General features: G+C 65.4%; 25 protein-coding genes. 9 read left to right on the forward strand and 16 right to left on the reverse strand.

Features of this window, described 5'->3' with window-relative positions; genetic code table 11:
• Window positions 1-89: 89 nt before the first annotated feature.
• Both SMA01S_RS20805 and SMA01S_RS20810 read right to left on the reverse strand, forming a co-directional pair.
• Entirely contained in the window at window positions 90-569 is a 480-nt protein-coding gene (locus SMA01S_RS20805; RefSeq protein WP_066826937.1) for an SRPBCC family protein, read from the reverse strand.
• Entirely contained in the window at window positions 566-904 is a 339-nt protein-coding gene (locus SMA01S_RS20810; RefSeq protein WP_066826939.1) for an ArsR/SmtB family transcription factor, read from the reverse strand. The genes SMA01S_RS20805 and SMA01S_RS20810 overlap by 4 nt, the downstream gene beginning before the upstream one ends.
• A gap of 108 nt (window positions 905-1,012) precedes the next feature.
• Here SMA01S_RS20810 and SMA01S_RS20815 point away from each other — a divergent pair, with 108 nt between their 5' ends.
• On the forward strand, window positions 1,013-1,216 hold the full coding sequence (locus tag SMA01S_RS20815; protein ID WP_066826941.1) for a hypothetical protein: 204 nt from the start codon (window positions 1,013-1,015) through the stop codon (window positions 1,214-1,216).
• A gap of 31 nt (window positions 1,217-1,247) precedes the next feature.
• Entirely contained in the window at window positions 1,248-1,904 is a 657-nt protein-coding gene (gene gmk / locus SMA01S_RS20820) for a guanylate kinase (RefSeq protein ID WP_066826944.1), read from the forward strand.
• A gap of 150 nt (window positions 1,905-2,054) precedes the next feature.
• Here gmk and SMA01S_RS20825 read toward each other — a convergent pair whose 3' ends face one another.
• The 7 genes from SMA01S_RS20825 to SMA01S_RS20855 all read right to left on the reverse strand — a co-directional run bounded on the left by SMA01S_RS20825 (window position 2,055) and on the right by SMA01S_RS20855 (window position 7,000).
• Entirely contained in the window at window positions 2,055-2,738 is a 684-nt protein-coding gene (locus tag SMA01S_RS20825; RefSeq protein ID WP_066826945.1) for an ATP12 family chaperone protein, read from the reverse strand.
• A complete protein-coding gene (locus SMA01S_RS20830; RefSeq protein ID WP_066826961.1) occupies window positions 2,735-2,983 on the reverse strand; it encodes a hypothetical protein in 249 nt (82 codons plus the stop codon). The genes SMA01S_RS20825 and SMA01S_RS20830 overlap by 4 nt, the downstream gene beginning before the upstream one ends.
• Window positions 2,983-3,639, reverse strand: coding sequence for an HAD-IA family hydrolase (locus SMA01S_RS20835; RefSeq protein WP_066826962.1), 657 nt, complete (start codon window positions 3,637-3,639; stop codon window positions 2,983-2,985). The genes SMA01S_RS20830 and SMA01S_RS20835 overlap by 1 nt, the downstream gene beginning before the upstream one ends.
• Before the next feature lie 8 nt (window positions 3,640-3,647).
• Window positions 3,648-4,244 (reverse strand): FMN-binding negative transcriptional regulator, encoded by a 597-nt coding sequence (locus SMA01S_RS20840; RefSeq protein WP_066826946.1) that lies wholly within the window; start codon window positions 4,242-4,244, stop codon window positions 3,648-3,650.
• A complete protein-coding gene (locus SMA01S_RS20845) occupies window positions 4,244-5,515 on the reverse strand; it encodes an RluA family pseudouridine synthase (RefSeq protein ID WP_084250487.1) in 1,272 nt (423 codons plus the stop codon). Before SMA01S_RS20845 ends, SMA01S_RS20840 begins: the two co-directional genes overlap by 1 nt.
• Window positions 5,512-5,883 carry a fluoride efflux transporter CrcB gene (gene crcB, locus SMA01S_RS20850; RefSeq protein ID WP_245649357.1) on the reverse strand — a complete coding sequence of 124 codons (372 nt, stop codon included), beginning with the start codon at window positions 5,881-5,883 and terminating at the stop codon, window positions 5,512-5,514. Before crcB ends, SMA01S_RS20845 begins: the two co-directional genes overlap by 4 nt.
• 334 nt (window positions 5,884-6,217) lie before the next feature.
• Window positions 6,218-7,000, reverse strand: a complete 783-nt coding sequence (locus SMA01S_RS20855) for a hypothetical protein (protein WP_066826947.1) — start codon at window positions 6,998-7,000, stop codon at window positions 6,218-6,220.
• Between the two features lie 113 nt (window positions 7,001-7,113).
• Here SMA01S_RS20855 and SMA01S_RS20860 point away from each other — a divergent pair, with 113 nt between their 5' ends.
• A complete protein-coding gene (locus tag SMA01S_RS20860; RefSeq protein WP_066812729.1) occupies window positions 7,114-7,335 on the forward strand; it encodes a hypothetical protein in 222 nt (73 codons plus the stop codon).
• Window positions 7,336-7,388: 53 nt separating this feature from the next.
• On the forward strand, window positions 7,389-7,751 hold the full coding sequence (locus tag SMA01S_RS20865; protein WP_066826948.1) for a hypothetical protein: 363 nt from the start codon (window positions 7,389-7,391) through the stop codon (window positions 7,749-7,751).
• Between the two features lie 63 nt (window positions 7,752-7,814).
• Here SMA01S_RS20865 and SMA01S_RS20870 read toward each other — a convergent pair whose 3' ends face one another.
• From SMA01S_RS20870 to SMA01S_RS20880, 3 genes are all read right to left on the reverse strand, one after another.
• Window positions 7,815-8,381 (reverse strand): glycine zipper 2TM domain-containing protein, encoded by a 567-nt coding sequence (locus tag SMA01S_RS20870; protein ID WP_174543176.1) that lies wholly within the window; start codon window positions 8,379-8,381, stop codon window positions 7,815-7,817.
• A gap of 108 nt (window positions 8,382-8,489) precedes the next feature.
• Complete coding sequence (locus SMA01S_RS20875; protein ID WP_066826968.1) at window positions 8,490-8,918, reverse strand: OsmC family protein; 429 nt, start codon at window positions 8,916-8,918, stop codon at window positions 8,490-8,492.
• Between the two features lie 64 nt (window positions 8,919-8,982).
• Window positions 8,983-9,288: a glycine zipper 2TM domain-containing protein gene (locus SMA01S_RS20880; RefSeq protein WP_066826950.1), complete on the reverse strand. Its 306-nt coding sequence runs from the start codon at window positions 9,286-9,288 to the stop codon at window positions 8,983-8,985.
• Between the two features lie 1,378 nt (window positions 9,289-10,666).
• Here SMA01S_RS20880 and SMA01S_RS20885 point away from each other — a divergent pair.
• Window positions 10,667-11,305 carry a trimeric intracellular cation channel family protein gene (locus SMA01S_RS20885; protein WP_066826951.1) on the forward strand — a complete coding sequence of 213 codons (639 nt, stop codon included), beginning with the start codon at window positions 10,667-10,669 and terminating at the stop codon, window positions 11,303-11,305.
• Here the strand turns inward: SMA01S_RS20885 and SMA01S_RS20890 are convergent.
• From SMA01S_RS20890 to sppA, 3 genes are all read right to left on the reverse strand, one after another.
• Window positions 11,302-12,516: an MFS transporter gene (locus tag SMA01S_RS20890; protein WP_066826952.1), complete on the reverse strand. Its 1,215-nt coding sequence runs from the start codon at window positions 12,514-12,516 to the stop codon at window positions 11,302-11,304. The genes SMA01S_RS20885 and SMA01S_RS20890 overlap by 4 nt on opposite strands.
• Before the next feature lie 66 nt (window positions 12,517-12,582).
• Window positions 12,583-13,146 (reverse strand): GNAT family N-acetyltransferase, encoded by a 564-nt coding sequence (locus SMA01S_RS20895; protein WP_066812910.1) that lies wholly within the window; start codon window positions 13,144-13,146, stop codon window positions 12,583-12,585.
• The gene (gene sppA / locus SMA01S_RS20900; protein ID WP_066826970.1) at window positions 13,143-15,038 is read right to left on the reverse strand and encodes a signal peptide peptidase SppA; all 1,896 of its coding nucleotides are present in this window, start codon (window positions 15,036-15,038) and stop codon (window positions 13,143-13,145) included. Before sppA ends, SMA01S_RS20895 begins: the two co-directional genes overlap by 4 nt.
• 125 nt (window positions 15,039-15,163) lie before the next feature.
• On the opposite strand from sppA, the gene SMA01S_RS20905 reads away from it, so the two are divergent.
• From SMA01S_RS20905 to groL, 3 genes are all read left to right on the forward strand, one after another.
• A complete protein-coding gene (locus SMA01S_RS20905) occupies window positions 15,164-16,546 on the forward strand; it encodes an MATE family efflux transporter (protein WP_066826953.1) in 1,383 nt (460 codons plus the stop codon).
• Window positions 16,547-16,703: 157 nt separating this feature from the next.
• Window positions 16,704-16,991, forward strand: a complete 288-nt coding sequence (gene groES, locus SMA01S_RS20910; RefSeq protein WP_066812912.1) for a co-chaperone GroES — start codon at window positions 16,704-16,706, stop codon at window positions 16,989-16,991.
• Window positions 16,992-17,072: 81 nt separating this feature from the next.
• Window positions 17,073-18,716, forward strand: coding sequence for a chaperonin GroEL (groL, locus tag SMA01S_RS20915; RefSeq protein ID WP_066826954.1), 1,644 nt, complete (start codon window positions 17,073-17,075; stop codon window positions 18,714-18,716).
• A gap of 350 nt (window positions 18,717-19,066) precedes the next feature.
• On the opposite strand, the gene SMA01S_RS20920 is transcribed toward groL, so the two are convergent.
• Complete coding sequence (locus SMA01S_RS20920) at window positions 19,067-20,011, reverse strand: bifunctional helix-turn-helix transcriptional regulator/GNAT family N-acetyltransferase (RefSeq protein ID WP_066826955.1); 945 nt, start codon at window positions 20,009-20,011, stop codon at window positions 19,067-19,069.
• Between the two features lie 144 nt (window positions 20,012-20,155).
• Here SMA01S_RS20920 and SMA01S_RS20925 point away from each other — a divergent pair, with 144 nt between their 5' ends.
• Window positions 20,156-21,586 (forward strand): glycosyltransferase family protein, encoded by a 1,431-nt coding sequence (locus SMA01S_RS20925; protein ID WP_218016940.1) that lies wholly within the window; start codon window positions 20,156-20,158, stop codon window positions 21,584-21,586.
• The last annotated feature ends 37 nt before the right edge of the window (window positions 21,587-21,623 follow it).

Below are 21,623 nucleotides of genomic sequence, written 5' to 3' on the forward strand. Positions count from 1 at the left end.
GGGGGGGGGGGGATGCCTCGCAGAGAAGGTCGTCTGCCGCACTGCCCCACCCCAACCCCTCCCCTGAAGGGGAGGGGCTTTTCGACGGATCACCCCCTGATCCGCGCCACTTCGCGCTCGAGCTTGTCGAGCGTCGTGCGCCAGCCTTCGGGTGCGCCGCCGATCATGGCCTTGGCCGCCTCATCGTAGATCTCATATTCCTGGCGCACCGACATCAGCGAGCCGTCGCCGTCGTCGGTGAAGGTCACGTAGGTCCGTACCGCGAACGGCGCGTTGCCGCTGTCGTCGACATGGGCGCCGGCCTCGAACGACAGGCTTTCATTCTCGACCACGTCGATGAAGCGACCATGGTTCCAGAATTTCTGTCCATCGGGCGCCTGCATACAGAGGTCGAAGCGGCCGCCGGGGCGGCATTCGATCACCGCTTCGGGCGTGGTGAAATGTTCGGGGCTGAACCAGTTCTTCATGTGCTCGGCCGTGGTCCAGGCCTGGAACACGATGGCGCGCGGCGCATCGAAATGGCGCTCGATCACGAGCGGTTCCGGACGGATGATCGTCTTCTCGGTCATTTATGCTGTCCTTTCAGGGTGTTGATATAGTCTTCCAGCTTATCGAGCCGGCCTTCCCACTCGCTGCGGCAATCGGCCGTCCAGCGTTCGACCAGGCCGAACGTCTCGGTATCGATGCGGCAGGTGCGGACCCGCCCGGCCTTGTGCGACCGGACCAGCCCCGATTCCTCGAGCACCGCGAGGTGCTGCATGACGGCGGGAAGCGACATGGCGAAGGGGGACGCCAGTTCGCTCACCGACATCGGCCGAAGCGCGAGCCTTTCCACCATCGCTCGCCGCGTGGAATCGGCGAGAGCGTGGAAGACGCGATCGAGAGAAGGTGATTCGTTAAGCATGTACTTAAGTATCCCGAGTCCAACACTTTAGCAAGTGCTTTAGTGTTCGGGCGCGAAACTTTTTTGCTCCGTGAGCGCTGTGACATTGATATTTCAGGGAGATACTGCGTGATCGGAGACCTCATCGCCGCTGCCATCGGCCGCAACATCGATCAGCGAGACGGGAAAGGCGGGACGCTCGGCGCGCTTGCCGGGGTCGCGACCTGGAAGGTCGCCAAGCGAGTCGTTCCCGCTGTGATCGTGCTTGGCGGCGTGGCGCTTGGCGCACGTTATCTGGCGCGCAAGTTCCGGAACGAACCCGCCAGCGCTTGACGCACCCCCTGCGCGCACGCCAGTAGCGCGCATGGTCGATCACCGTTCCTCGCAGCCGCCGGGCTTCAAGCGCCGTGGCCTGATGTTCGTACTGTCCTCGCCATCGGGCGCCGGCAAGTCGACCATCGCCAACCGGCTGCTCGCCGAAGAGGACGGCCGGCTCAAGATGTCGATCTCCTATACGACCCGGCCGATGCGGCCGGGCGAGCAGGAGGGGCGCGAATATCATTTCGTCGATACCGACACGTTCAAGAACATGGTCGACGACGACGCCTTTCTCGAATGGGCGCGCGTGTTCGACCAGCGTTACGGCACGCCGCGCGAGACGGTGTTCAAGGACCTCGAAGCCGGACAGGACATCCTGTTCGACATCGACTGGCAGGGCGCGCAGCAATTGTTCCAGCTCGCCGGCGGGGACGTCGTCCGCGTGTTCATCCTGCCGCCGGGCCTGAAGACGCTGCGCGAACGGCTAGAGGGTCGCAATACCGACAGCAAAGAGATCATCGACCGCCGCATGGAACGCGCCCAGGCCGAGGTCAGTCACTGGGACGGCTATGATTATGTCCTGGTCAACGACGATCTCGACGATTGCTTCGCCTGCGTTCAGACGATCCTGACCGCCGAACGGTTGAAACGCTCGCGCCAGCGCGGGCTGATCGGGTTCATTCGGAAACTGCCGGATAATTGAGCGTCAGTGCTGGGTGATGGAGTGTTCACCCGCCACAATCCCACTCGTCACCCCGGGCTTGTCCCGGGGTCCACTGTGCCACACAGCCCAAGCCGTGCGGATTTGTTGCACGGTGGATGCCGGCACGAGGCCGGCATGACGAAATAGAGGCTAACCGACGAGGCTCAGGAACCGCACCGCGGCGTCATAATCGCGCTGGTGGGCCTCACGAGTCTTTACCGCCAGATCGTCCTCGCCCCACTGCTCGGCCTGCCAATCCTCGTCGAGATTGGCGGCGGCCCAGGCGGCATCGGCTGGCATCGCGCGTTCGGCAAGCGCGAGCGCGAGCACTAATGACCCGGTAATCGTGACGATCGGCGACAACGGCGCAAGCTCGAACGCAGGCCGCGCGGCGATCGCGGCGCCGAGCCGCTCGATCGTCGCATCGGGCTGCGCTCGATGCATCACGCCAGTGACGATCTCGAAATGGACGTCATACCGGTCGCGCGCCCAATCGAGCGGCGGATCCCACAGGGCAGCCTGGCGGGCTGTCAGATCGGGCGGACTGTCGGCGCGGTAACACAGCAGGTCGCTCTCACCATAAGCGGCAAGGCCGGCGGCGAACGCAGCGGGATCGGGCGCGATACGGTCGATCGCGGCATTGGCCAGGCCGGTCAGTGGCATCGCGCGGGGATCGATATCGTCGGCGACGGCGCGCCATTCATTCGCGACCGCTTCGGCCAGGGCGGCGGTCGGTAGCAATAGCGGGACGCGGCCGGGCGTGCGCACCGGCCGGTCGTCGAGCCGCACGCCGAGCTCGGCGTCGACCGTCACGTCCTTCCAGAACCGTTTCATCGCCGCGTCTTGGTCGTCCGCTTGGGTGCCTCTTCGGGCGTGCGCCAGCGATGCGCGAGCGAGGCGGGAACGGCCCAGGACATGTAGAGCGCCGACAGCACGATCGCGACGCCCAGCACTTTGGGCGGCCAGGTTGGCGCGCGCCCGATCAGGATCACCGCGAACACCGCGCCGGCGATCGCAAGCAAGCGGACGGCGGTAATGATCAACCAGCGGTTGCGGGACTGGACTGCGGAATCGGTCATCATGCCTCCAGATGATGCGGCAGGTCGGCGACTGCAAGCGCCACGCCATGCGCGCCTGCGGCGACGAGTTCCTCGGTGGGATGATAGCCCCAGGCGACACCCACCGCGCGGACCCCGGCATTGACCGCCATCAATATGTCGAAGCTGGTGTCGCCGATCATCACCGTGCGCGCCGGGTCCGCGCCAGCTTCCGCGATCGCCGCCGCGATCATCGACGGGTGCGGCTTGGACGGGTGGCGGTCGGCGGTCTGCAGCGTGACGAAATGGTGCTTCAGGCCATGCGCGGTCAGGATATGGTCGAGCCCGCGATCGGATTTGCCGGTGGCGACGCCCAGCATCCAGCCGTCGCCGGCGAGTTGCTCGACGATCGCATCGATGCCGTCGAACAACGGCTCATCGGCGAGCGCGCCACTCGTCCGCATCGCGAAGAATTTGTCCTTGTAAGCCTGGGCCAGCCGGCGGTGATCGACATTGGTGGCCTCGGGCAGCAGCGCCTGCATCGCCTCGACCAGGCTCAGCCCGACGATGCGGCGGATGCGGTCGCGCGACGGCACCTCGACCCGCGCCTCGGTCAGTGCCTCTTCCACCGCGCGGCAGATATTGGCCTGGCTGTCGACCAAGGTCCCGTCGCAGTCGAAGATCGCCAGTTTGGTCATCGGGCTGCTCATGCGTTGCGCATCCAGTGCGCGATGCCGCGGCGCCCCGACGCCTCGACCCCGTCGGCTGCGGCGAGTCGCGCCGCCTCGGGCTTGTTCTGGCCGAGCTTGAGCGTGCCACGCCAGGCGGTAACCTCCAGTCGGAAGCCGACGATCGCGCTCGTCATCTTGTCGAAGATGGCCGGATCCATCTTGCCACGCGTCCATGGCGTCTTGTCGAGCCGGTCTTCCTGTTGAGCGGTCAATTGGTCGACCTGCGCGATCAGCGCGTCATGCTCCATCCGCCGCATCGTGCCCTCGAGTTCGACCGCGACATAATTCCAGGTCGGTACCTGATTGTCGTCGAGCCCGTACCAATCCGGGCTGACATAGCCGTCCGGGCCTTGCGCGACGAACAAGGCGGTCGCGCCATCGAGATGGCGGACGATGCCGTTGCCGCGCGCGAGGTGGAGACCGATGGTCGCGTCGTCGAGCCACACGACCGGCACATGCGCGACGCGCAGGCCGTCGGGCGTGGCGCAGAACAGCGCACCGAAGCCGAGCTCGGTGACCAGCGCGCGCATCGCGTCGCGATCTTCCCAGCGGAACGCGGCATTGGGATGCATCAGCGGCCCCTGCGAGGCGGGCCCTTGGGGCTTGTGGACCTGGGCCCCGACGACGGAGGGCCGGAAGACTTGCGACTGCCGGGCTTGGGACCCGCCGATCTGGAACCCACAGGCTTGCCACCCGAAGGCTTGGGACCTGTGCTTTTGGGACCCGCCGTCTTAGACCGCGGCCCGCTTTTGCGTGGTTCGACCGCGGCACCGCGGCTGCGGCGTTCGCCCTTGCGTTCCTTACGCACGGTCTTGGCGTGCGCTTTTGCCCAGGCCTTTTTCACCTGTTTGGTCGGCGGGGCCGGTTCGTCGAGCGGCATCATGTTGCCCGCCATCTGGTCGAAGCCCAGTCCGGCCAGGCTCTCGGCGAAATGGGTCGGCAGTTCGGCCTCGACGTCGATCTTGCCGCCATCGGGATGGTCGACCGAAATGCGCCGCGAATGGAGGTGCATCTTGCGGCTGATCCCGCCGGTCAGGAAGGCTTCGGGGCCGCCATATTTACCGTCGCCGACGATCGGATGGCCGATCGCCGCCATGTGCACGCGCAACTGGTGCGTGCGCCCGGTGAACGGCTGCAACTCGACCCAGGCGGCGCGATTGCCGGCGCGCTCGATCACGCGATAGCGCGACCGCGCGGGCTGGCCCTCGGCCTCGTCGACATGCATCTTCTCGCCGCCGGTGCCCGGCTGTTTGGCGATTGGCAGCTCGATCATGCCGTCCTCGATCGAGGGGACGCCGACGACCAGCGCCCAATAGACTTTCTTGGCGGTGCGGCCCGAAAACGCCTTGGCGAAGAAGGCCGCCGCGCGCGAGGTGCGGGCGACGAGCAGGGCGCCCGACGTGTCCTTGTCGAGCCGGTGGACCAGCTTGGGCCGGCCTTCATTGTCGAACTGCAGCGCGTCGAGCAGGCCGTCGACATGCTGGAGGGTCTTGGTGCCGCCTTGCGTCGCCAGCCCCGGCGGCTTGTTGAGCACGAAGGCCTGGGCGTCCTGGTGGATCACCAATTCGCGCGCGAAGGCGATCTCATCGTCGGTGAGGGGAGGGCGTTCGCGCTTGGGCTTGCCGGCGACGGGGACCGGCTCCGGCGGCGGGAAGCGCAATGTCTGGCCCGCCGCGATGCGGTCGCCGGGCGCCGCGCGCGCGCCATCGACGCGCAACTGGCCGGTGCGCGCCCATTTGGCGACGGTCGTGAAGCTTGTGTCGGGCAGATGCCGCTTGAACCAGCGATCGAGCCGGATGTCGTCGTCGTCGGGGGCGACGATAAAGGTGCGGATATCGCTCATGCCACTGCCCGGATCAGGTGCAGGCCGCCGAACAGCGCGAGGATCGAGCCGATCGCCGAAACCAGGACATAGAGGATCGCCACGCTCGATTGGCCGCGCTCGATCATCAATACGGTATCGAGCGAGAAGGAGGAAAAGGTGGTGAAGCCGCCCAGCACGCCGACGCCGAGCAACAGCCGGGTATGCTCGCTGCCGCCGGTGCGCGCGAGTACGCCCGCCAACACGCCCATCAGGAACCCGCCGATCAGGTTCACCGCGAGCGTGCCCCAGGGATAATCGGGCCCGAACCAGTCGAGGGTCAGCTTGCCGACCAGATAGCGGCCCGCGCTGCCCAGGGCACCGCCCGCCATGACGAGAAGGAAATTCATTCGCGCGCTGTAGCCGCACGCGGGCAGATGAACAAATGCGGGGTTGGGGGAGGGATTGCGGGCACCAGGCTAATCGTCGCACCACACGTGTTCCGGGGGCCAACCTTCCACATCGGAATCCAGCCGTTGTTGCCCGTTGGATGCCGGGACGAGCCCGGCATGACGAAGTTTTGGTTGGGTGCTTGCGGCGCCAGACCCCGGCCTTCGCCGGGGCGATCACCACTTCGCGGTGATCGGTTTCAACATCGACGCGAACGGCGTGACCCTTGCTGTCCGTTATCGGGAGGGTGAGCTCGCGTCGATGCTGAAGCGGCTAGAAGTGATGAGAACCCAATCAGTTCCCGTTATTTGCGACTAAATCGACTTCGGTCCTGCCGTCGCCGCGCTTTTCCACGTAAATGACATAGGCGCCGCCGTCCTTGCCGCGCACGCCGCCCAGCACATGCTGCCCGCCATCGGCCTGATGTTCGGCCGAATAACCGGCTGCGGTGACGCGGCCGTAATAGAAATCGATCACGCTCTGGACCGAGGCGCCGGTCGAGAAGCTGACGACGCGGAGCGCGCAGCCATTGCCCGCGACGCCCGCCGCCTCGTCGACGCGGGCATCGGGATAGAGCGGGATGTCGCTGGGCAGGCGCTGCACCCAGGCGGTCGAATATTGCAGGCTACGCGCGCAGCCGGATGTGCGCTTGTCGGCCTGACGCTGCGCCAGCGCGCCGAGCGTCACCGAATCGCGCTTCACCTTGCATTGCGGGCAATCCCGGGCCGGGGCAGGGGCCGGCTTGCTGCCGCCGCTCGACGATCCGGTGCCGTCGGCGATGTTGCTACCGTCCGTCTTGGACGGCGCCACCGAATCGGGCGGAGTCGCGCCCGAATAAGGCTGTTGCGGCGGACGGACCGCGTCGTTGTTGGCCTGGCCCGTCAGCGCCGGATCGACCATGATCTGGTCCTGAAGCGCGCTCATCATCGCCGGGTCTCGGCTGTTGCCCGTCGTATTGCCGCCGGCGAGTTCGGCATCGAGCGAGTCGATATTGCTGTCGGCGGGCGGCTTCGATCCGCACGCGGCGAGCGCGAGCGGCGCGAGCGCCCAGGCCAGGTTGCGAAAGGTGATAGCCACCCAAAAACTCCGATCGGTTCGGCGCCGGCCATGCCCCCGAATTGGTTAAGAAACGGCCTACGATGATGACATTGGGCTTGCGTCCGAGGTGTATTGCCCACATATGACGCGACATGCTCAATGTGCTCTCGATCATCATTGGCGTGATCCTGCTGGTCGTCACGCTCGTCGCCTTGATCCCGTTCCTCGGCTGGCTGAACTGGCTCGGGCTGCTGATCGGCGCGGTCGGGCTGCTGTTCGGCGCGCTGTCGAAGAACAAGGCTGGGCTGATCATCAACCTGGTCCTGATGGCGATTGCCGCGTTCCGCCTGTTCCTGGGCGGTGGTATCCTGTAAGATCGTCCCGCGCGCCCGTCCGCTAAGAGGCGGGAGGCTTGAGGGGACGTCATATGCGCTACCGTTTCGGGGTGGCCGTCGCGATGCTGGGGCTGGCCGCCCCCGCTTATGCCGACGCTTGGGATTTCATCCTGATCAACAATTCCGGCAAGGAAATCACGCTGATCGAACTGTCGCCGGCAGGCGCCAATCAATGGCAGAAGAACAAGGTCGACGAAGGCGAGAAGCCCAAGAACTTCAAGGTTGGTGGCCGAAATACGGTCCATTTCGACAAGGCCGCGTCGCAGTGCAAATGGGAAATCAAGGCGACCTTCGCTGATACGACTTCCACCGTCTTCCCGGCGGTCAATCTGTGTGACGCCTCATTCGTCACGATCCGCTTCAACGGCACGACCCCGGCATCGAGCGGAAGCTGATGCGCGACGAGGGCCCGGCTTGCCGCCGGACCCTCGCCTTCCTCTCCTGAACGCTTCGCCTGTCTAGCGGCAGACCAGGCGACCGCGATCGATCGAGGAGCCTAGCGCCGCACCACCCGCGGCGCCCAGCAGCGTGCCAAAGGTTGCCGAGCGTCCGTTCGACAACGCGTTGCCGAGAAGCCCGCCCAGCGCCGCGCCGGCGATCAAGCCGGTCGTGCCGTCCGACCGGCGGCAATAATAACGGCCGTCATTGCCGCGATAGACGCGATCGTTGCGGCTCAGGCGATAGGGGCGATAATAGCGGCCGTCGCGATAATAGCGGTCGGCATAATAATAACGCTGGCCCGGCTCGGTGCGGTTCCAATCGTACGAGCGATACCGGCGCCAGTCGCGGACGTCCCGGCGATAGTCCTTGCGTGCGTCGCGGATTTCGCTCCTGCGTTCGCGGTTCGCGCGCTGGACGTCGCGCCAATTGTCGGCATGGCGCAGATCCTTGCGATAGTCCTTGTTGGCGTCGCGAACCTCGTCGCGATATTCCTTGCGCGCCTGGTTCGGATTGTCCTGGGCCGTTGCCGCGATCGGAGCGATCGTCACGCTGCTGGCCAGGGCGGCCATGATTAGCCGTCGCATCATCATTCTCCCTTCGTTTTCGGGTGCGGGTAAAACAAACCGGCCCCCGGGGAGGTTGCGTGAACGTGAAACTACCTCGCGTTCATCCAAGCGACAGTTGGGGCCGAATCAGCCGTTGAGCGTGTGGGTCAGCGTGATCTCGGCGTTGAGGACCTTCGACACCGGGCAATTGGCCTTGGCGTCGGCGGCGATCCGCTCGAACTGCGCGCCGTCGATGCCCTCGATCCGTGCGGCGAGCGTCAGGTCCGAACGCGTGATCGCGAAACCTTCGCCTTGTTTGTCCAGCGTCACCTTCGCGGTGGTTTCGAGCGTACCGGCGGTAAAGCCCTCGCGAGCGAGCGCGAAGCTGAGCGCCATGGTGAAGCAGCTGGCATGCGCCGCCGCGATCAATTCTTCGGGATTGGTGCCAGGTTCGTCGCCGAAGCGCGTGTTGAAGCCGTATTTCTGGTCGTTGAGGACGCCCGATTGGGTCGAGACATGGCCGACGCCGTCCTTGCCGAAGCCTTCGTATTTTGCCGAGCCGCTGCGTGTAGGCATGGTGAATTCCTCATAGAAGAAGGGCGCGGTCCTTGCGAACCGCGCCCCATTCAATCGTATCGCCTTAGCGGCAACGGCGCTTCTTGGTGATCGTCTTGTCGATCGCCTGGCCGCCGAACGCGCCGGCGACACCGCCGACGATCGTGCCGAGGGTCTTGTCACCGCGGCCGGCAATGCCATGGCCGACCAGCGCGCCGGCCACACCACCGACCACCAGACCGGTGGTGCCGTTCGACTTCCGGCAATAAACCCGGCCGTCGCGGCCTCGCCATTCGCGATATTGATGCCGACGAGCGTCGGCCTGGGTAAGCGGCACAACCATCGAGGTGACCATCGATGCCGCGCTGAGCGCGAGCAGAACTTTACGCATATTGTTTCCCTTGCTTCCTTGTAGATGTGATTCAATGCCGGGTGCGTAACGTTCTCGCGACGATTGGGTTGCATGGCGTGCCGAATCCGGGACGAATTGAGCGCGCGACACTTTGTTTCAACGCCGCCGCCATCTGTGCACGTTATCCACGTTATCCACAGGGGCCGGTAGGCGTTTCGTGCTTGGTGCGACTCGGCTTTGGTGACAGCATGATGACATCGAGAACGAGAGCGGTTCACCGAGAAATCGGACGAAAGTTCAAGAACTTGATCTTCGAGAAAGTGCATCCGACCCGCAAGGGGAGGAAGGCGGTTTCGAAGTAGGGACGGCAGCGCTGCTGCGTCCGAATGGAGCGCGCAAGCGCGACGGCCGGACCATGCATCTGACGGACCGCACGTGATCAGACAGCCTTCGGGCGGATTGATCGCGGTCGCAACGGAACGCTGTTCATCGAACCGGGCAACCGGGGAAATGAAAGGGGCGCCGAGGCGACAAAGCGAGGACAGAATGCTTCGGCAAACTATCTTCGTAGGCCGCCGGTGGCCGGGTTGCTGAGACTCTTCGGAGGATCGCGCCCGGCGCCGACGACCGACCCGGGAAGCTCAGGTGGGTCTTCGGATCAAACCGAGTGGAACGGAGCGATGCCAGGGCAGCTTTCGGGCCAGCCGGGTGGAGCAAACCGCGATGGACGAAATGCCTTCGGGTGGTTCGGCCGGATCGGTGCCTAGGGAAGAACGTCGCAAGACGATCCGAACGAAGCAAACGCGAGATTCCAGAGACTTTCGGGTCTGAGGGGTGGAGCGATCCGGGATGGGAGAAGTGTCTTCGGACAGTTCGACCGGAACGGTGCAAAGGGAGGAACGTCGCAAGACGATCCGAACGGAGCAAAGCGCGAAACCTGGCGCCGTCTTCGGACAGCACGGGCGTAGCGAGCCGCCGAAACCAGAAAGCGCGGTCAGGTCGCAAGACGTGATGAGCGGATCGAAGTCCGGCGACAGGGGAGTCGGTGGCAACACCGGCTCCCCAATTGCGTTTGGGGGACTATCGCCGGCGTATGCGTGATTATTCGTCGCGCGGATTGTCCCGTGTCCCGCCCGGCCGTCTATGGTGGAGCACGAAGGTTTGGCCGTCATGCCGGGCTTGTCCCGGCATCCACGGTGCAGGATAGCGCGTAGCAGGAGCTTCCTTTCCCGGGCTTGCCGCCCGGTGGACCCCAGCACAAGGCCGGGGGGACGTTCAGCTTGGTTGCATTCGATACTAGCGCAGCTGATCGCAAGACGGGCCGGGATGACGGTCTGATTTTTAGCTCGCTCGGAATTCTTGCCGCTGATCCAAACCTCGGTGGCGGAGCCAGGCGCGTCGCGCTACCCATCGGCCAATGCTCCCCCACACGCCCGAATGGCTCCCAGCGATCGCACCGTGGCTCGACCTGGCGGGGCTTGTCGTGTTCGCCGCGTCGGGCGCGCTTGCGGCGGCGAGGCGCGGGCAGACGATGGTGACGCTTTGCTTCTTCGCGCTCGTCACTGGCGTCGGCGGCGGGACCGTGCGCGACCTGTTGATCGGGGCGCCGGTATTCTGGATCCATGACAGCCGCGCAGCGGCGGCGTGTCTGGCGGTTGCCTTTGCGGTGTGGCTGACTCCCGTCAGATGGTGGCGTGGGGCGGCGCTCGACTGGTTCGATGCGGTCGGGCTCGCCGCTTATGCCGTGTTCGGCGCGGCCAAGGCGATCGGGTTCGGCGTACCCCCGGTGCCGGCGGCGTTGATGGGCGTGGTCACCGCCTGTGTCGGCGGGATTATCCGCGACGTGCTGGCGGGCGAGCCGTCGATCATCATGCGGCCTGAAATCTATGTCACCGCGGCGGCGCTGGCGTCGGGCTCCTACGTTGCGTTGGGGCTGCTCGGCGTGCCGTTGCCGGTCGCCGCCGGCATCGCGGCCGTCGCCGGGTTCACCCTGCGCGCGGCGGCGCTGCGCTGGAAGCTCGCGCTGCCGGCCTATCGCAAGGGCGAGGCTGGCTAGCGCGCTTCGCAGGCCGGGACTGGCCGATGCGGCGCAAAGCGCAGCCCGGTGACGAATGCCGCTGCGGCCAATACGAGCATGACGGCGGCAAAGATCTCGCTGGCCCTGACCGGTCCGGCGACGGCACCGACCATCGCGACGCCGATCACCGGAAGCGAATTGCCGATGAAACAGATCACCAGATAGACCGACACCAGGCCCGCGCGGCGATCGGCGGGTGCGATCGCGTTGACGATCTCGAGGCTGCCGCGATAGCCGAGCGCCAGCGCGACGCCGCCGCTTGTCGTTCCCAGCATCAACAATGCGAGGCTCTGTTGCGACTGCGCGAGAACCAGCAATGCGAGCGCTGGCGCGATGGTCATCAGCCCGCTCAGCATCGCCATCCGGCTCGACAGGCGGCGCGTCGCCAGCATGGTCGCGGCGGCGACCGCGAACAATTGAGCCAGGATCGCGCCACCGATCGCCGGGCTGGAGAGATGCATTGCCTGGTGGAGGATCGACGGCAGCAGCGCCGCGTAGAAACCGACAAAGGCGAACGCGGTGAACGAGGTGACGGCGGGCGCGACGAATGCGGCGCGTGCGTTGTGGGGCAGGGCGAATTGCGGGCGGAACAGCGCGGCGTCGATCGCTCGGGTCGAGACCGTCTCGCGAGTCCGCGTCACCATTAAGGCGACCATGGCGATGGCGGCGCCATAGACCAGGAAAGGCAGGATGAGTGGCCGCGTCGCATAGCTCGCGAGCAACCCGGCGATCAACGGCCCCAGGCCGATCCCTCCCAAGTTGGCCTGGATCGCGAGCAAGGTCGCGCGAGGGCGGTCGTCGGGCCGGAGATCGACCAGCCAGGCCGTGCCGGTACCCGATGCCAGCCCGACGGCGAGGCCGCTGACGACACGTCCCGCGAACAGCCACGCGGTGTTCTGCGCCATCAGGAAGACAGAAGCCGCGATCAGGCACAAAGCGATCGCGGCGAACGCGATCGGGCGTCGCCCGATACGATCCGACAAGCGGCCTAGGAACAGCAGGGCGGAGAGATTGCCGATGACATAAGCGGCATAGACGATCGTCAGCACGACGGCGGAGAAACCGAACTGGGCCTGATATAAGGCATAAAGCGGCGTGATCATCGTGCTGCCGGCAAAGCCGATTGCGATCAGTCCCATCGCCGCCGCGGTGCCGTGCGGGGCCTGGGTTTGCGAGGACAGGTGATTCATGCCGGAGACAACGCGCCGACCTGGTGCAGGTGCCGACACTTAGGTCGGGACCGAACTATCGCAATATCAGGCGCGGACCAGGCCAACCTCGCTGAACGGCTTGGGCTCGGCCGGCGGGATCGCGGCATCGTTGAGCTCGCGCTGCCAGAAGCCGACATCGATCCAGCGACCCTGTTTGAAACCGAGCTCTCGCAACACGCCCTGGCGACGGAACCCCGCCGCTTCGTGCAGCCCGATCGTATAGTCGTTGGGTAGCGAAATCACGCTCACCGCCTGGACGAATCCCTGTGCGCGCAACGTATTGATCAGCGCGGGATAGAGCAGCCGTCCGACACCTTGCCCCTGGACCGGCCCCGAGACGTAGATCGAAGTCTCGACGACGTAGCGATAGGCCGGCCGTTCGCGGAACTTGGTGGCATAGGCATAGGCAAGGACGGCATCGCCATCCTCGACGCCATTGGTTGCGACGATCCATGGATAGAGCCCATCGCTCGCGGCCATGCGGCTGCGCATCGCCCGCGCGTCGGGCGCCTCAGTCTCGAACGAGACCGTCGCGGTCAGGACGTAGGGTGCGTAGATCGCCGCGATCGATGCTGCATCTTCGGGGCGCGCCGGGCGCAGCGCGATCACTGCCAGATCGCCTTGATCAGCATCTGCGCCAAGGTGCGGTCGTCCTCGTCGGCGCGAGCGTCCGAGAAGCCGACGCATTCGAGGCAGCGTGCCTGCACCGAATTCACCGTCGCCAGTCGCTTGGCGTCGCCGAGGGCGCGGGCGAGGACGTCCTGACGTTGCGCGGCGAGCATCGCGAAGAGATCGCCCGCCTTGGTGTCGTCGGCCGCACCGGCATCGTCATCGTCCTTGTCGGCAAAACCCTGGACCAATTGGGCGAACCAGCCCGGTTGTTTCTCTAGATAGACGCGACGGACGTTCTTGGGGTCGATTCCGGCGCGCTTGGCGGCTTCGGCGACGGCGTCGTCGAGCGTGCCGAAACGATCGACCAGCCCGAGCTGGCGCGCGGTGCCGCCATCCCAGACCCGGCCCTGGCCGATCTCGTCGACGCGCTGCGGCGTCATCTTGCGCGCCGCGGCGACGCGGCCGATGAACTCGGCATAGCCATGCTCGATCGACGCCTGCAGAATCGAATCGACCTGCTTGTTGGTCCCGCCATAAATGTCGGGCTGGCCCGACAATGGGGTGGTCTTCACGCCATCGGTGGTGATGCCGAGCTTCTTGAGCGAATTCTCGAAGGTCGGGATGATGCCGAAGATGCCGATCGACCCGGTGATCGTATTGGGTTCGGCAAACACCGCGCCGGGATCCCCGACCGTCGACACCCAATAGCCGCCCGATGCGGCGAGCCCGCCCATCGAGACGACGATCGGCAGCTTCTGCGTTTTGGCTTCGAGCACCGCCTTGCGGATCCTCTCCGACGCCAGCGCCGACCCGCCGGGCGAATCGATGCGCACGACGAGTGCCTTCAGGTCCTTCTTGGCGAGGCCATCGAGTACGGCCTTGGCAATCGTGTCGCCGCCGGCGGTGCCGGGGCCGGCCTTGCCGTCGACAATATCGCCGGCGACGGTCACGATGCCGATCTTGTCGCCCGAGCTGGCCATCGGGTGCGCGGCGACGAAATCGTCATATTTGATTGTGGCGAAGCTGCCCGCGACCTTCTTCGGGCCATCACCGGCCAGCTGGGCAACGCGCTTGCCGAAAGCGAGCCGGTCGCCGAGCTTGTCGACCAGGCCAGAGGCGAGGTTGGCATGGGCGATATCGCCCTTGGTCGCGGCGATCGCCTGGTCGGGCGCGGTCAGGAAGGTGTCGATCTGCGCCTTGGGGCGCGCCTTGTGGACCAGGTCTTTCCACTGGCTAAAGATCGATGCGTAGAGCGCGGTGAGCGCTTCCTTCGCTTCGGGCGACTGCGCATCGCGTTCATAGGGTTCGACGAACGACTTGAACTTGCCGACGCGATAGACGTGGACGTTGACGCCGAGCTTGTCGATCAAGCCCTTGTAATAAAGCTGATTGCCGCCCGGGCCCATGAACAGCGTGCCGCCCATCGGGTTGAGCCAGACCTCGCTGGCATTGGCCGCGAGCAGATAGCTGCCGTCGGTATAAGCGGTGGCATAAGCCAGCACAGGCTTGCCCGACGCCTTGACCCGACCGAGCGCATTGGCGACCTCGGTCACCGCGGCGGGATAGCCGCCACCATAACCGTCGAGATCGAGCACCACGACCTTGACCCGCGAATCGTCCTTGGCCGCGTCGATCGCGCGGACCAGGTCACGCAGGCGGAATTGATGCTGTGCGCGTCCCCCCTGCATCGCGGCGAACGGACTGACGTTCTCCGGCTGTTCGACGATCGGACCGTCGAGCTTGAGCAGCAGCGCCCCGTCGCGAACCGTGCCGTTTGGCTTGGCCGACAAGGCGGCGAACAGGATGCCGAAGAACAGCAGCATGAAGATCAGCACCAAGCCGTCCTTGATGCCGACCAGAATCTTCCAGGCGCCGCGTACCAATTTCACGTCGATCGTCTCCCACTGCGCCATGCAGCGTGTCGTAAAGCCGCGATAGCCGCAAGTGTGATGGTTGAGCAATACGCATGATTTGGACTAGAGGCCGCGGACTTATGGTCGCGTTAGCTGCCCCCATGCCGCTGGCCGGCCCTGCCCCTGCCTCGACGCGCGCAGAGCTGTGGGCGTTGTTGCGCCTGTCCGGCCCGCTGGTCGCCGCCAATCTGTTGCAGATGGGCGTCTATGCCGTCGACGTGATGTTCGTCGCGCGGCTGGGCGCGATCGATTTCGCCGCGGCGACCCTGGGCGTGTTCCTGTTCAGCCTGATCATGTGGGCGATGATCGGCTTCACCGGCGCCTGCGCACCGATCATCGCCGCCGAACTTGGCGCACGCGCGCATGCCGTTCGCCAGGTGCGGCGGTCGTTTCGCATGGCGATGTGGCTGGGCCTGATCAGTGGGCTGTTCTTCATGGTCGTGCTCGCGTTCGGGAAGGAGATCCTACTGCTGTTGGGGCAGGACCCGCGGGTGGCGGCGCGCACCGGTGCGTTTCTCGACATCCTGCTGTTCATCATGGTGCCCAATATCTGGGCGGGCGTGATGCGCACCGTCGCTGCCGCGCTCGGCCGGCCGGGCTGGGCGATGCTGGTGACAGCGGGCGCGCTCGGCATGGGCGCGCTCGGCAATTGGTTGCTGGTGTTCGGCCATGCCGGCTTCCCTGCGCTGGGGCTCGAGGGGTCGGCGATCGCCAGCCTGATCACTGCGATCGCGATGATGCTGGCCTATGCCGCGATCCTGGCGTTCGACGGCAGGCTCCGGCGTTATCGGCTGTTCGGCAAATGGTGGCTGCCGCATTGGCAGCGGATGGGCGAGATCGCGCGGCTCGGCGCGCCGATCGCCTTGACCTTCACGCTGGAGGGCGGGCTGTTCGGTGGCGCGGCGTTCCTGATGGGACTGATCGGCGTGACCGAAGTCGCGGCGCACGCGATCGCGCTCAACATCGCCGCACTTGCCTTCCAGGTGCCGTTCGGCATCGCGCAGGCGGCGACGATCCGGGTCGGCATGGCCTATGGCGCGCGTAATCGTGTCTGGATCGGTCGCGCTGGCTGGGCATCGATCGTCACCGGCACCGGCTTCATGGTGCTGACCGCGACGACGATCTGGATCGCGCCCAAGCTGATCGTCGGCATTTACGTCAATGTCGACGATCCGGCGCGAGCGCGCGAAGTGGCGCTGGCGATCCAGTATCTCGCGGTCGCCGCGATGTTCCAGCTGTTCGACGGCGCCCAAGCCGTCGCGGCGGGCGCGCTACGCGGGTTGCAGGACACGCGCATTCCGATGGTCGTTGCGGCATTCGGCTATTGGGTGGCTGGGTTCGGCACCGCGATCCTGTTCGGGTTTCATCTGCATTGGCAAGGCGTCGGCATCTGGGTCGGACTCGCGGTCGGGCTGGCCGTCGTGTCGGCGCTGCTGGTGGCGCGCTGGGCGATGCGCGAGCGACTCGGGTTACTGCCGGGCTGACCGACCCGTCGCGGGTTCGAGTGGTCTCGGCGCGCGAATGGAAAAGAATCCTCCAACCCCGTTGACGAGTTGGAACACGAGACACATATGCGCTGCGTTGGCACTCGGGGGAACTGAGTGCTAATCCCAATTCAATACTATTGAGGGACTCACGCAAATGAACTTTCGTCCGTTGCATGACCGCGTCCTCGTTCGCCGTGTCGAGGCGGAAGAGAAGACTGCGGGCGGGATCATCATCCCCGACACCGCCAAGGAAAAGCCGCAGGAAGGCGAAGTCGTCGCCATCGGCACCGGCACCAAGAGCGAGGACGGCAAGGTCACCCCGCTCGACGTCAAGGCCGGCGATCGCATCCTGTTCGGCAAATGGTCGGGCACCGAGGTCAAGGTCAATGGTGAAGACCTGCTGATCATGAAGGAATCCGACATTCTGGGGATCGTTGGCTAACGCCAGCAGGCTCGGGATCGTCGGCTGGTTTCCTTCGAACTCCAATTTCTCAATTTCATTTAATCGGAAAGGTCAGCCAACATGGCAGCCAAAGACGTTAAATTCAGCCGCGACGCGCGTGAGCGCATCCTGCGCGGCGTCGATATCCTGGCCGATGCGGTCAAGGTCACGCTGGGGCCCAAGGGCCGCAACGTCGTGATCGAGAAGTCGTTCGGCGCTCCGCGCATCACCAAGGACGGCGTCACCGTCGCCAAGGAAATCGAACTCAAGGACAAGTTCGAGAACATGGGCGCGCAGATGATCCGTGAGGTCGCGTCGAAGACCAACGATCTCGCCGGCGACGGCACCACCACCGCCACGGTTCTGGCCCAGGCGATCGTTCGCGAGGGCATGAAGTCGGTCGCGGCCGGCATGAACCCGATGGACCTGAAGCGCGGCATCGACCTCGCCGTGATCAAGGTCGTCGAGGACGTGAAGTCGCGCTCGAAGCCCGTCTCGGGCTCGAACGAGATCGCCCAGGTCGGCATCATCTCGGCCAATGGCGACACCGTCGTCGGCGAGAAGATCGCCGAAGCGATGGACAAGGTCGGCAAGGAAGGCGTGATCACCGTCGAAGAGGCGAAGGGTCTCGAATTCGAGCTCGACGTCGTCGAGGGCATGCAGTTCGACCGCGGCTATCTGTCGCCTTACTTCATCACCAATCCGGAAAAGATGACGGTCGAGCTCAACGATCCGTACATCCTGATCCATGAGAAGAAGCTGTCGAACCTGCAGGCGATGCTCCCGATCCTGGAAGCGGTCGTCCAGTCGGGCCGTCCGCTGCTGATCATCGCCGAGGACATCGAGGGCGAGGCTCTGGCCACGCTCGTGGTGAACAAGCTGCGTGGTGGCCTGAAGGTCGCCGCCGTCAAGGCGCCGGGCTTCGGCGATCGCCGCAAGGCGATGCTCGAGGACATCGCGATCCTGACCAAGGGCGAGATGATCTCGGAAGATCTCGGCATCAAGCTCGAGACCGTCACCATCGGCATGCTCGGCACCGCCAAGCGCGTTTCGATCGACAAGGACAACACCACCATCGTCGATGGCGCCGGTGATGCCGACGCGATCAAGGGCCGCACCGAGGCGATCCGCCAGCAGATCGAGAACACCACGTCGGATTACGACCGTGAGAAGCTCCAGGAGCGCCTGGCCAAGCTCGCGGGCGGCGTCGCGGTGATCAAGGTCGGCGGTGCGTCCGAGGTCGAGGTCAAGGAGCGCAAGGATCGCGTCGACGACGCGCTGCACGCCACGCGCGCGGCCGTCGAAGAGGGCATCGTCCCCGGTGGCGGTACCGCTCTCCTCTACGCGACCAAGGCTCTCGAAGGTCTCAAGGGCGCCAATGACGACCAGACCCGCGGCATCGATATCGTCCGCAAGGCGCTCTACGCGCCGCTGCGCCAGATCGCGCAGAATGCCGGCCATGACGGTGCGGTGATCTCGGGCAAGCTGCTCGAGGGCAACGACCCGTCGCAGGGCTTCAATGCCCAGACCGAAGTGTACGAGAACCTCGTCACTGCCGGCGTGATCGACCCGACCAAGGTCGTTCGCACCGCGCTGCAGGATGCGGCTTCGGTTGCCGGTCTGCTGATCACCACCGAAGCGGCGGTGTCGGAGTTGCCGGATGACAAGCCCGCCATGCCCATGGGCGGCGGCGGCATGGGCGGCATGGGCGGGATGGACTTCTGATTTCGGACGGGGGCAGCGAAAGCTGCTCCCGACACGAAATCGGAACGGACGGCGGGGCTTCGGCTCCGCCGAAGATCCCGACCGACGGCAAGCGCGGGCTTTGCCCGCGCCCATCCGAACGAAAAGAGAAAGGCCGACGGAGCAATCCGCCGGCCTTTTCTTTGCATAAACCCTCTCCCCTTGTGGGAGAGGGAGGGACCCGTCGCCGTCAGGCGGCGGGAGGGTGAGGGGGCGACCGCGTCGCGGTCGCGCGGCGCTATTGCGCCGCTCCCCTCATCCAAGCTTCGCTAGGCAGCAAGCTGCCAAGCTGCGCTATCCTTCTCCCACAAGGGGAGAAGGATTTAGGCCCTCTACCTCGCTCCCCGATACAGCATCGCGACATTGCACCGCGCATAGCGCTTGCCGAATTCCTCCATGATTCCGGCATCGTGCACGAAGCCCGCTTTCTCATAGAGATGCACGCCCGCCGCGCCCTTGGCGTTGCTCAGCAGATACAGTCGGTCGCAGCCCAATGCGAAGGCGCGCTCGATCGTCGCATGGAGCAGGAATTCGCCAGCCTTGCGCCCGCGCGCCTCCGGGACGACACCCATCTTGGTCAGCTCGAACTGACGCTCGCCGGTCTTCTGCAGCGCGCACGTCCCGACGATGCCGAGGTCGGGATCCTCGACGAACAGCACGTCGCCGCCCGGTTCGATCAACCGTTCGCGCGGATGCGTCAGCACGTCGATATCGGTCGGTTCGAGCGTGTACATGTCCTCGATCCACTGCGCGTTGATGCGGTAGAAATCAGGTGCGAGCGCGTCGCTGAACCGCCGGATCGCGAGCCCGCCGCGCGGGCGCTGGTCGAGCGGCTGTGCCGCAAGCGCAGTTTCGGCCAGCGCGATCTGCGCAAGCAGCGTCTCGGTGTCGCAGACTTCGCCGACGGCGGCGCGCAGCCTTGGCCACAGCAAGGTACGGGCTGTCTCCATCGTTTGCCGGCCATAAGCCGTCAGCGCGATGGTCCGGGTGCGCTGGTCGCGTTCGTCGCGGCTCGCTTCGACCAGGCCGAGTTCGACCAACCGCGACAGGATGCGCGTCACCGCGGGCTGGCTGATCCCGATCCGGTCGGCCAAGTCGCCGACGCTCTGCGGGCCATGCCGATCCAAAGCGGTCAGCAGCGGCATCTGGCTTGGCTGGGTGGGAAGTCCGCAATCCAGGGCGATCCGCTCCGCGCCCGCCTGGAACCGTTCGGCCAGCCGCTTCAGCCGACTTCCCAGCATCACCGCGCCTTCCAAGGCGATCACGTCGTCACTCATCGTCCCAGCTCCATTGATTCGGTATACATATAACGTGCTATATAACGCGTTATTCAGTCAAGCGGTGGCGATCGGTTAATCTTTACCTCACCATGATATGGCAGCAGCAGGATGATGGTCGGGAAGCTCATGATCGATCGGCGAATGACGCCGTTCCTGGTGATCGCGGCCATCGCGATCGCGTTGCGTATCGTCGCCTTCGCGCCATTCGCGATCCACCATCCCGACGAGGCGCTGCAATATCTCGAACAGGCGCACCGGCTGGTGTTCGGTACCGGCTTGGTGCCGTGGGAATATCGCGCCGGAATGCGCAGCTGGCTGGTGCCGGTGCTGCTGGCCGGGCCGATGGCGCTGGGCAAGATGCTGGCGCCCGGATCGCTATTGTATCTTCTGCTCGCACGCGCCTTCGCAGCGTCGCTGGCGTTCGCTCCGGTGATCTCCGCCTGGGCGATCGGGCGCCGCGTATCGCGGGCGCATGCACTGGTCGCCATGGCGGTCATCGCGGTCTGGTATGAGAGCGTCTATTTTTCGGTTCATGTCCTGACCGAGCCGCTGGCGGTCGCCGCCTTCCTATCCGGTGCCGCGATTGCCGTGCCAGGAGCGTCGCGCCGACGGCTGATCGCGGGTGGCGCGTTGCTGATGCTCGCGGCGATCCTGCGCATCCAATATGCGCCCGCCATCGCCGCGTTTGCGCTGGTCGCGTTCGGCTTGCGCTGGCGCGACTGGCTCTGGCTGGCGATAGGCGGTCTGCTGGCGGCGGCGGCGAGTTCGGCGGTCGATCTCGCCATGGGGCAATGGCCGTTCGGCTGGGCCTGGGCCAATGTCGAGCAGAACCTGATCGCCAACAAGGCGGCGCAGTTCGGCGAGTTCGGGGTCGAAGCCTATGCCGAGATGCTGTGGCTGCACTGGCAGGTTGCGATCGTGCCGATCCTGTGGTGTGCGATCCTGGGCGCTCGCCGATCGCCGGCGCTGGCGACGGCGGCGCTGGTCAATCTCGCGGTGCATCTGGCGATCGGGCATAAGGAATATCGCTTCATTCTGCTGACTGGCGAGATCACGATCCTGCTCGCCGCGATCGGCTCGGTCGATCTCGTCGAGCGATTGCGCGGACGGGTCCCGGTCCGTACGGTGATCGTCGCGCTGGTCGCTTCATGGGGTATCGCGTCGGCGGCGCTGGCTGCATCGGACGTCGCCGATCTCGGCTGGCATCGGTTCGAGAGCGGCAACCGGCTCGCGCGCGAAGCAGCGCGCCGGCCGGCTTGTGGGGTGGCCCTGGTCGACGGCAATTATTGGGCGACGGGCGGACAGACCTATCTCGACCGCATCCCGCTTTACTATGTCCTCGGCCGCGACGCCGCCGCTGAGCGCGCCCAGTTCGCGGCGACCGCGCAGGCCTATGACGCGATCATCGCGGCGCCCGGCCGCAGCACTATTCCGGCCAACTATAGGCGCCTTGGCTGCAGCGGCGAGGGCGGGGAGCGCCTGTGCCTTGCCGTTCGCGACGGCGGTTGCCGCCACGATGCGGTCTCGGACGCCCGATTGATGCAACGCATGATGGAGGCGAACGGCCGCTAGCGAACTATTAGTGCGCTAGGCCGGTAAGACACTCTTC

This window comes from Sphingomonas mali NBRC 15500, from assembly GCF_001598415.1.
Lineage (GTDB): Bacteria > Pseudomonadota > Alphaproteobacteria > Sphingomonadales > Sphingomonadaceae > Sphingomonas > Sphingomonas mali.